Genomic DNA, 8,313 nt, shown 5'->3' with positions numbered 1-8,313 from the left:
CACGCTGTTGAGTTCTCAAGGAACGGACGCTTCCTTTGTACTCACCCTCTCGGGCTTTCCTCCGGGCGCTTCCCTTCGGTCTTGCGTTTCCAACCTTACCAGATCCTTTTTCCGTTCCGTTTCCGGTTCGGATTCAATTTCCGGTGGCCGCTGGAGGGCCTTTGCCTTTCGGCTGAACCGACTTTATCAGAAGTTTTGGGCCGGTCTGACCGGCGATCATTTCTGATTAATCGGAGGGGCTTCTCGAAGAATGTTATTTCGTGAAGCGCGCTAGATGCTAACCGTTGGAGCCGATGATGTCCAGCTCGGGTCAACTGTTCGAATCTACCTCCCCTTCCAGGCCGTGTCAACGGTCTTTCCGGGTGAGAGGAGACTAGCAGGTCACAGGGGCGGTTCGCACATCAAGCGGCGGTCGGTTGCACGGCACTGCGCTCGGCCGCCTCCAGGTCCCCGGACTCGCCTTCTCGTACGGCCCGGCCGCCGAGGACATAGACGTACACGAGGAACGCGAGCTCGGCGGCGATGCCTATGCCGATCCGCGCCCAGGTGGGCAGACCCGACGGGGTGACGAAGCCTTCTATGGCTCCGGAGACGAAGAGGACGAGGGCCAGGCCTATCGCCATGCCCAGGGCGGCTCGCCCCTCTTCGGCGAGTGCGGTGCGGCGGGTGCGTGGGCCGGGGTCGATGACCGTCCAGCCGAGGCGCAGGCCTGTGCCGGCCGCGACGAAGACCGCGGTCAGTTCGAGGAGGCCGTGGGGAAGGATCAGGCCGAGGAACGTGTCCAGGCGGCCCGCGGAGGTCATGAGGCCGATGCCCACGCCCACGTTGAGCATGTTCTGGAAGAGGATCCAGAGGACCGGCAGGCCCAGGAAGATGCCGAGGACGAGGCACATCGCGGCGGCCTGGGCGTTGTTCGTCCACACCTGTGCCGCGAAGGACGCCGCGGGGTGGCTCGAGTAGTACGTCTCGTACTGGCCGCCGGGGCGGGTCATCTCCCGTAGTTCGGACGGGGCGGCTATGGAGGCCTGGACCTCGGGGTGCGTGCCTATCCACCAGCCGATCAGGGCGGCTATCGCCGTGGAGAGGAGCGCGGTGGGGACCCACCAGTGGCGTGCCCGGTAGACAGCCGCCGGGAATCCGCGGGTGAGGAAGCGGGTCACGTCGCGCCATGAAGCGGTGCGGGTTCCCGTGACGGCACTACGCGCGCGTGCCACGAGTTGGGTGAGGCGGCCGATGATCCGGGGGTCCGGGGCACTCGACTGGATCAGCGAGAGATGAGTGGCGGTGCGCTGGTACAGGGTGACCAGTTCGTCCGCCTCCGTACCGGAGAGGCGGCGCCGGCGGCGCAGCAAGGCGTCCAGGCGGTCCCACTCGGCTCGGTGGGCTGACACGAAGACATCGAGGTCCATCCGGTCTGCTGCTCCTGGCTTTCCGGCACCTGTACGGCGCGATGTGAGCTCAGCTTGGCAGACTGGCGCTTCCAAGGGCAGGTCGGGGAAGGGTGGGTGGCCGGCGTGAGCGAGCTGGTGACAGGTGAGGCCGTGGCGCTCGAGCTGCGGCCCGCGAAACTGCCGAGCCGGGCGCTCGCCGTGCTCATCGATCTGGTGGTGGCGTTCGCCGTCTACATCGTGGTGTCGATCGGCGTGGTCGCGGCGACGGCGTCGCTGGACGACGCCGCGGCGGCCGCGCTGTCGGTGGCGATGTTCCTGCTGGTGCTGGTCGGGATTCCGATCGCCGTGGAGACGCTGAGTCATGGGCGCTCGCTCGGGAAGCTCGTGTGCGGGCTGCGGGTGGTGCGGGACGACGGCGGGCCGATCCGGTTCCGGCACGCGTTGGTACGCGGGGCCGTCGGTGTCGTCGAGATCCTCATGACGTTCGGTGTCGTGGCGTGCATCGCGTCGCTGGTGTCGGCGCGGGGGCGGCGGCTCGGGGACGTGTTCGCGGGGACGCTCGTCGTGCGGGAGCGGGTGCCGGCCGGGCAGGCCTCGTTCGTGCCGGCGCCGCCCGCCTGGCTGGTGGGGCGGTTCGCGGAGCTGGATCTGTCGGCGGTGCCCGAGGGGCTGTGGCTGGCGGTGCGGCAGTACCTGACGCGGATGGGGCAGCTGGATCCGCAGGTGGGGTGGCGGATGGCCGAGGGGCTGGCGGCGGATCTCGCGGCACGTACGGGGACCCAGGTGCCGCAGGGGGTGCCGCCGGCGGCGTTCCTGGCGGCCGTGGTGCACGAGCGGCAGGCACGGGAGGCTCAGCGGGCGTTCGGGACGGGTGGGACCGGTCAGGTCGCGGCTCCGGTCACGCCGGGGGCCGTGCCGCCGGGGGCTGCTGCCGGTGCTCCTTCTCCGTATGCGCCGCCGGCCACCGGCTTCGCTGCGCCGGGCGGGCCGGGCCCGTACAGCGGGGACGCCGGTGCTCCCCCGCCGTCGCTGCGGAAGCCCACGGACGCGGATGAGCGGACCGAGCCGCCCGCGACCGGGTTCGTGCCGCCTGCGTGATCCGGCCCGTCAGGGGAACGTCGAGGGCGGGGTCTCGAGGTGTTCCAGCTCGATGCCGGGGGCGGCGAGGACGACGTCGCCGCTGATGTGGACGGTGTGCTGCTCGCCCGTGTCCAGGGCTGTGACCTGGTACGCGTCCACGATCAGGGGCCCGTTGTCAGTGGCGTGTGCTTCGCTTTCCAGCAAGGTCCAGGACTGGTCCAGCGTGCGGGGCGCCAGCACGGGGTCGGTCAGGGCGACGAAGCGGACGCGGGTCGAGGGGGATGCGGGGGTGAGGCGCAGCAGTCGTGCGGTGGCGACGAGGAACGCGGGGGACGTGCCGGTGAACGCGTGCGCGGGTGCGTTGCCTTCGGTGGCGTGGGTGCCGGTGGGGTCGGTACGTACCCAGGTGACGCCGTCGAGGGCGGCTCCTCGGACCTGCCAGCTCGCCGCGTTCAGTTCGAGGCGGAGGGGGCGGCCGAGTTCGTCGAGGGCGAGGTCGATCGAGCCGGAGTGATCGCCGGAGGGGGTGGTCCGCTGGGCCACGTAGCGCCAGCCGGAGGGGCCGGGTGCGCAGTGGAAGTGTTCTTCACCGAGGGGGGTGTGATCGTGCGGATCATGGAGCGAATATCGGCCGCGGGGCATGGGGTTCGTGGCGTCCTCTGTCTGGCCCGGTGACGCGGGTCCGGGCTGTCTGACGGGTCCGTGCCGCCGGTGATCGGGCCGGCGGGTGCGGGCCGCTCCACGGGACAGGCCCCCGGCACGGGGGTGCGGGGGCCTGTCCTTGCAGCGCGGTTCAGCTCGGCCTGGTGTCAGGCGGGGTGATGCGTGCGGAGCAGCGGGTGCTCAGTAGCGGTAGTGGTCGGGCTTGTACGGGCCGTCGACCTCGACGCCGATGTACGACGCCTGCTCCGGGCGCAGCTGGGTGAGCTTGACGCCGAGGGAGTCGAGGTGGAGACGGGCGACCTTCTCGTCGAGGTGCTTGGGCAGCACGTAGACGTCGGTCGGGTACTCCTCGGGCTTGGTGAACAGCTCGATCTGGGCCAGCGTCTGGTCCGCGAACGAGTTGGACATCACGAACGACGGGTGACCGGTCGCGTTGCCCAGGTTCAGCAGGCGGCCCTCGGACAGCACGATGAGGACCTTGCCGTCCGGGTACGTCCAGGTGTGGACCTGCGGCTTGACCTCGTCCTTCACGATGCCGGGGGTCTTCGCGAGGCCGGCCATGTCGATCTCGTTGTCGAAGTGGCCGATGTTCCCGACGATGGCCTGGTGCTTCATCTTGGCCATGTCCGAGGCCATGATGATGTCCTTGTTGCCGGTCGTGGTGACGAAGATGTCGGCCTGGTCGACGACCTCGTCCAGCGTCGTGACCTGGTAGCCGTCCATCGCCGCCTGCAGCGCGCAGATCGGGTCGATCTCCGTGATGATCACCCGGGCGCCCTGGCCCCGGAGGGACTCGGCGCAGCCCTTGCCCACGTCGCCGTAACCGCACACGACGGCGGTCTTGCCGCCGATCAGCACGTCCGTGGCGCGGTTGATGCCGTCGATCAGCGAGTGGCGGCAGCCGTACTTGTTGTCGAACTTCGACTTGGTGACGGCGTCGTTCACGTTGATCGCCGGGAACAGCAGCGTGCCGTCACGGTGCATCTCGTAGAGACGGTGGACACCCGTCGTGGTCTCCTCCGTCACGCCGCGGATCTCCGACGCGAGCTGGGTCCACTTCTGCGAGCCGTTGGTGATGGTGCGGTTGAGGAGCTCGAGGATGACGCGGTGCTCGTCCGACTCGGCGGTGTCGGTCGAGGGGACCTTGCCGTCCTTCTCGTACTCGACGCCCTTGTGGACGAGGAGGGTGGCGTCACCACCGTCGTCGAGGATCATGTTCGGGCCGCCGGTGGGGGTGTTCGGCCAGGTCAGAGCCTGCTCCGTGCACCACCAGTACTCCTCCAGCGTCTCGCCCTTCCAGGCGAAGACGGGGACGCCCTGGGGGTTGTCCGGGGTGCCGTTCGGGCCGACGGCGATGGCGGCGGCGGCGTGGTCCTGCGTCGAGAAGATGTTGCAGGACGCCCAGCGGACCTCGGCGCCGAGGGCGACCAGGGTCTCGATGAGGACGGCCGTCTGGACCGTCATGTGCAGGGAGCCGGTGACGCGGGCGCCGGCCAGGGGCTGGGCCTCCGCGTACTCCTTGCGGATCGACATCAGGCCGGGCATCTCGTGCTCGGCGAGGGTGATCTCCTTGCGGCCGAACGCCGCGAGGGAGAGGTCGGCGACCTTGAAGTCCTGTGCGGAAGTCATGTGTGAGCTGCTCCTCGGTGCAGTGCAGTCGGTCGAGGTGGGCTGGTGCGCCGCGTCCTTGCGGGGCGGGCACGCATGGCTGGTCTGCGGGCGTCTTCGGACACAGGTGTCCTCCGATACTCGCAGCGCAGTCCGTCGGAGGCCCTCTCTCCCTCGGCCGACCCAGCGTGCGGGCCGCCCGACCGCCATCAGCAGCGACGTCTGGCTCGTGACGAATCTACACCGATCGCCTCGCCCGGCCCCACCCCGTCCGCCGGGGCTAGCCTCTCCCCGCGCGGCTTCGCAGGTGAGCGGCGCGGGGAGGGAAACGTATGAACGAGAAGGCGCGCCGGTTGCTGATGGCGGCCTGGCTGCTGGGGCCGCTGGGTGTGGTGGCGCTGGTGGGGTCGGTGGGGTGGCTCGCGACGGGGTACCGGGGCGTGTCCGCGGCGAGCGGAGGCATGGAGCCGACCTACTCGGTCGGCGCGCGGCTGCTGGTCGAGCGGATGGACGGGAGCGAGGTGCGCCGGGGCGATGTGGTGCTGCTGTCGATGCCCTCGCGCTACGGCGGGCGGCCCGTGCTCCAGCGGGTCGTGGGGCTCGGTGGCGACCGGGTGGCGCACGCCGGTGGGCCGACCGGGTCGACCCGGCTGAACGGGCGGGATCTGGCCGAGCCGTATCTGCGCGGCGGCGAGGCGAACGGAGGCCCGGCGTACGACGTGCGGGTTCCGCCCGGTCGGCTGTTCCTGATGGGCGACCAGCGGGGCAACGCGAACGACTCCCGCTATTTCCAGAGCGACCACGCGGGTTCGGTGCCGCTCGGCGCGGTGGAGGGGCGGGTCGTGGACAGTCCGGTGCGGCCACTGGTGATCGCGGGGGCGGGGGTCGCCGGGCTGGGCTCGGCGATCGGAGGCCTGGCCTGTGGGGTCGCCGCGCGGCAGGCGCGGCGGCGGGACGAGGCGATGCGGTGGGCGGGGTGGCCGGTTCAGAGGTGAGCGGGGAGGCCGGTTCGGCAGTGGCCGGCGCGGGCCCTTGGGTCGCCTGGGGTGGAAGCCGCGGAGGGATGGCCGGGGCGTGCTGATGTTGCCGTGGGGCCGGCGCCGCAGCGGGGCGGGGGCCGGGGCCGCGTACATGGTCCGGCCGCTCTCCGGGTGAGCGCGCGGTCGCCGAGGATCGACGGGCCGTGGCCTCGGGGCGGGTTACGGGGGTGGGCGTGGGCCTGAGCGGGCCTGGAGACCCGAAAAGGGGGCGGCGAGCTTGAAGCTCGCCGCCCCCTTCACTTGTTCAGGTCAGTGGGCCGGGGTCGGGGTCGGGCCGCCCGGCGTGGCCGCGGGGTCGGCGCCCTCGGCGGCAGCGGTCTCGCTGTAGATGTCGGGCTCGAGGTAGATGACGCGGGCGATCGGGACGGCGGCGCGGATACGGGTCTCCGCCGCGTCGATGGCGCGGGCGACCTCGGCGGCGGTGTTGTCGTGCCGGACGGCGATCTTCGCGGCGACGAGGAGCTCCTCGGGGCCGAGGTGGAGCGTGCGCATGTGGATGAGACCGGTGACGGTGTCGCCGTCGACGACCGCCTTCTCGATCTTCTCGACCTCCTCGGTGCCGGCGGCCTCGCCGAGGAGCAGCGACTTGGTCTCCAGAGCGAGCACGATCGCGATGACGATGAGCAGGATGCCGATGCAGAGCGTGCCGATGCCGTCCCAGACGCCGTCACCGGTGGCGAGGGTGAGGCCGACGCCGAACAGGGCGAGGATCAGACCGATCAGCGCGCCGAAGTCCTCCAGGAGAACGACGGGCAGCTCGGGCGCCTTGGCGCGCTTGATGAACTGGCCCCAGCTGAGCTTGCCGCGCAGCTCGTTCGACTCCTTGATGGCCGTACGGAAGGAGAAGCTCTCGGCGATGATCGCGAAGACGAGAACGCCGACCGGCCAGTACCAGTGCTCGAGGTCGTGCGGGTGCTTGATCTTCTCGTAGCCCTCGTAGACGGCGAACATGCCGCCGACGGAGAAGAGCACGATGGAGACGAGGAACGCGTAGATGTAGCGCTCGCGGCCGTAGCCGAAGGGATGCTGCGGGGTGGCCTCGCGCTGGGCCTTCTTGCCGCCGAGGAGCAGCAGTCCCTGGTTGCCGGAGTCGGCGAGGGAGTGGACGGACTCGGCGAGCATCGACGAGGAGCCACTGAAGAGGAACGCTACGAACTTCGCTACCGCGATGGCGAGGTTGGCGGCGAGTGCCGCCACGATCGCCTTGGCTCCGCCTGAAGCACTCATGTTGTTCCCGGTGTCCCTTCGTACGACCCGTGCTGCTGTGACGTCCTGTGCCGCTGAGGCAGGAGGCGCTGTTTTGCTTGCCTTTTGCAGTGGGTCATTGTTGCAGCACGGGGCGCGTGGGACGGAGCTCAGGCCACGACTGTGGCGCGGAAAATCGTGCCCGTACCGGACACTTCGGCCTTCTCGCCCGCGGGGACGAACACGGACTGGCCGGGGCCGAGGTCGAGCTCGCCGGCCCGGACCGTGCCGGCGGTGCAGAGCAGGATCTGCGGGGTGGGGGCCGTCAGGTCGTGGCGGCCGCTGCTCGCGGGCAGGACGTGGCGCGAGAGGCGGAACTCGTCGATGGGGGTGTCGTAGACCTCTTCGCCGTCCGGGGAGGCCTCGGGGCGCAGGACGTTGGGGTCGGTGGCCTCGAAGCGGACGATGCGCAGCAGTTCGGGGACGTCGATGTGCTTGGGGGTCAGTCCGCAGCGCAGCACGTTGTCGGAGTTGGCCATGATCTCGACGCCGAGGCCGTCCAGGTAGGCGTGCGGGACGCCGGCGCCGAGGTAGAGGGCCTCGCCGGGCTGCAGCCGTACGTGGTTGAGGAGCATGGCCGCGATCACGCCGGGGTCGCCGGGGAAGTGGTGGGCGAGGTCCGCGTAGGGGGCGTAGGGGCCGCCGAGGCGCTGGGCGGCGGCGGTGGCCTCGGTGACGGTGTGCGCCATCTCGGTGCGGTCGGCGCTGAGGATCGCGGTGAGGACCTCGCGCAGGGCGGCCTCTTCGGGGTGGGCGCGCAGCAGGTCGGCGTAGGGCTTGAGGCTGTCGACGCCGAGGCCTTCGAGGAGGCGGGCGGACTCCTCGGGGTCGCGGAAGCCGCACAGGCCGTCGAACTCGGTGAGCGCGCACACGAGTTCGGGCTTGTGGTTGGCGTCCTTGTAGTTGCGGTGCGGGGCCGCGAGGGGGATCCCGGCGCGCTCCTCGGCCTCGTAACCCTCCTGTGCCTGGCGCAGGTCGGGGTGGACCTGGAGGGAGAGGGGGGCGCCCGCCGCGAGGAGTTTGAGGAGGAAGGGCAGGTGGGGGCCGAACTTGGCGACGGTCTCGGGGCCGAGTTCGCGCTCGGGGGCGGCGTCGATGACCTGGTTGAGCGGGCCGCGGTCGGTGCCGGAGGGGGCTCCCGGGTGGGCGCCCATCCACATCTCGGCCTGGGGTTCGCCGGTCGGTTCCACACCCAGGAGGTGCGGGATGGCGGTGGCGGAGCCCCAGGCGTAGGGGCGGACGGGGTTGGTGAGGCGGTCCATGGGGCGTTCTCCGTACGCGTCGGG

Annotated in this window: 8 protein-coding genes; 3 read left to right on the top strand and 5 right to left on the bottom strand. The window is 70.6% G+C overall.

The window, feature by feature from the left end; genetic code table 11:
- A partial coding sequence (locus ACZ4E1_RS39730; RefSeq protein WP_467548790.1) for a hypothetical protein occupies positions 1-226 on the top strand: 226 nt, incomplete at its 5' end.
- 175 nt (positions 227-401) lie between these two features.
- Here ACZ4E1_RS39730 and ACZ4E1_RS39725 read toward each other — a convergent pair.
- Positions 402-1,409: a stage II sporulation protein M gene (locus ACZ4E1_RS39725; protein WP_467548788.1), complete on the bottom strand. Its 1,008-nt coding sequence runs from the start codon at positions 1,407-1,409 to the stop codon at positions 402-404.
- 105 nt (positions 1,410-1,514) lie between these two features.
- On the opposite strand from ACZ4E1_RS39725, the gene ACZ4E1_RS39720 reads away from it, so the two are divergent.
- Positions 1,515-2,489, top strand: a complete 975-nt coding sequence (locus ACZ4E1_RS39720) for an RDD family protein (protein ID WP_467548786.1) — start codon at positions 1,515-1,517, stop codon at positions 2,487-2,489.
- Between the two features lie 9 nt (positions 2,490-2,498).
- Here the strand turns inward: ACZ4E1_RS39720 and ACZ4E1_RS39715 are convergent, their stop codons facing one another.
- Both ACZ4E1_RS39715 and ahcY read right to left on the bottom strand, forming a co-directional pair.
- Complete coding sequence (locus ACZ4E1_RS39715) at positions 2,499-3,113, bottom strand: hypothetical protein (protein ID WP_467548784.1); 615 nt, start codon at positions 3,111-3,113, stop codon at positions 2,499-2,501.
- A gap of 201 nt (positions 3,114-3,314) precedes the next feature.
- A complete protein-coding gene (gene ahcY, locus ACZ4E1_RS39710; RefSeq protein ID WP_467548782.1) occupies positions 3,315-4,763 on the bottom strand; it encodes an adenosylhomocysteinase in 1,449 nt (482 codons plus the stop codon).
- A 311-nt stretch (positions 4,764-5,074) separates the two neighbouring features.
- Here ahcY and lepB point away from each other — a divergent pair, with 311 nt between their 5' ends.
- Positions 5,075-5,737: a signal peptidase I gene (lepB, locus tag ACZ4E1_RS39705; protein WP_467548781.1), complete on the top strand. Its 663-nt coding sequence runs from the start codon at positions 5,075-5,077 to the stop codon at positions 5,735-5,737.
- 294 nt (positions 5,738-6,031) lie between these two features.
- Here lepB and ACZ4E1_RS39700 read toward each other — a convergent pair whose 3' ends face one another.
- Positions 6,032-7,009 carry a cation diffusion facilitator family transporter gene (locus tag ACZ4E1_RS39700; protein ID WP_467548779.1) on the bottom strand — a complete coding sequence of 326 codons (978 nt, stop codon included), beginning with the start codon at positions 7,007-7,009 and terminating at the stop codon, positions 6,032-6,034.
- A 128-nt stretch (positions 7,010-7,137) separates the two neighbouring features.
- Positions 7,138-8,289 (bottom strand): mannose-6-phosphate isomerase, class I, encoded by a 1,152-nt coding sequence (manA, locus tag ACZ4E1_RS39695; protein ID WP_467548778.1) that lies wholly within the window; start codon positions 8,287-8,289, stop codon positions 7,138-7,140.
- Positions 8,290-8,313 lie beyond the last annotated feature (24 nt).

Source organism: Streptomyces sp. NPDC025806 (assembly GCF_055558275.1).
The sequence above is the reverse complement of the archived record's forward strand: the minus strand, read 5'-3'. Positions and strand labels throughout refer to the sequence as shown.